The organism is Salinicola sp. V024 (genome assembly GCF_052645315.1).
The window spans coordinates 1-981 of record NZ_JBQXYB010000043.1 but is presented as its reverse complement, the minus strand read 5'-3'; the positions used below and the strand labels follow the sequence as shown (position 1 = coordinate 981).

Annotated in this window: 1 protein-coding gene; it reads right to left on the bottom strand. The window is 61.8% G+C overall.

Annotation, left to right across the window (positions count from 1 at the left end; all coding sequences use genetic code 11):
• Window positions 1-981: IS30 family transposase (locus ACUN9V_RS19920; protein ID WP_445512669.1), on the bottom strand; the 981-nt coding region annotated here is incomplete at its 5' end.

The following is a 981-nucleotide window of genomic DNA, read 5'->3' as shown; positions in this document are numbered from 1 at the left end:
CTATTGAAGGGTGCTCGGTCCGCCGACGGATTTCTTGAGCACCTCGGCGTAGACTTCCAGTGGGGTTCGCCAGTCCAACGTCTGGCGAGGCCTTGTGTTCAGTGAGTCGGCGATCTCATCGAGCTCTTCCTGGCTGTAAACGGAGAGATCCGTTCCCTTTGGCAGATACTGCCGCAACAGCCCGTTGGTGTTCTCGTTGGAGCCCCGCTGCCATGGGCTATGCGGGTCAGCGAAGTAGATCGCCGTACCGGTTTTCTGCGTGATTTCGGCATGCTTCACCATCTCCCTGCCCTGGTCGTAGGTCATGGACAGACGCAGGGCTCGCGGCACCTCATTGAGCTTATCGCTGAAGCCAACGGCCGCCGCCGTGGCCGTGGTGCCATCCACTTTCGCCAGGATCACCAAGCGTGTGGTGCGCTCCACCAGCGTGCCGACGGCGGAGCGATTGTTGGCGCCAATGATGAGATCGCCCTCCCAGTGGCCAGGCATCAAGCGGTCTTCGATCTCAGGCGGGCGCATGTGGATGCTGACCCGATCGGGAATCTGCTGGCGTCGATCCTTGCCACGACTGCGTGAGCGACGCTTGCCGTTGCCCTGCCGCAGGCAGGCGATGAGCTCTTTCTTGAGACTGCCGCGGGGCATCACATAGAGCGCGTTGTAGATAGCCTCATGCGAGACCTGACGACGTGAATCGTTGGGAGACATGCGCTTCAGTGTGCGGGCTATCTGTTGCGGTGACCAGTACTTGCGCAGCAGATGGACCACCACCTCGAAGAGCTCCCCGTCTGGGTGCAGCTTGGGACGCTGACGTGGCCGATGTCGCGTCAGGCGAGCCCGATAGCCCGCCAGGCCGGCATCGTAGCCCTTGATAGGGTCAACCGTATGGCGAGCAATTTCACGCGACACGGTGCTCGGCGCACGACCCAGGTGAGTGGCAATGGCCCGGATCGAATGCGTGGCTCGCATCATCATGATGGCGGC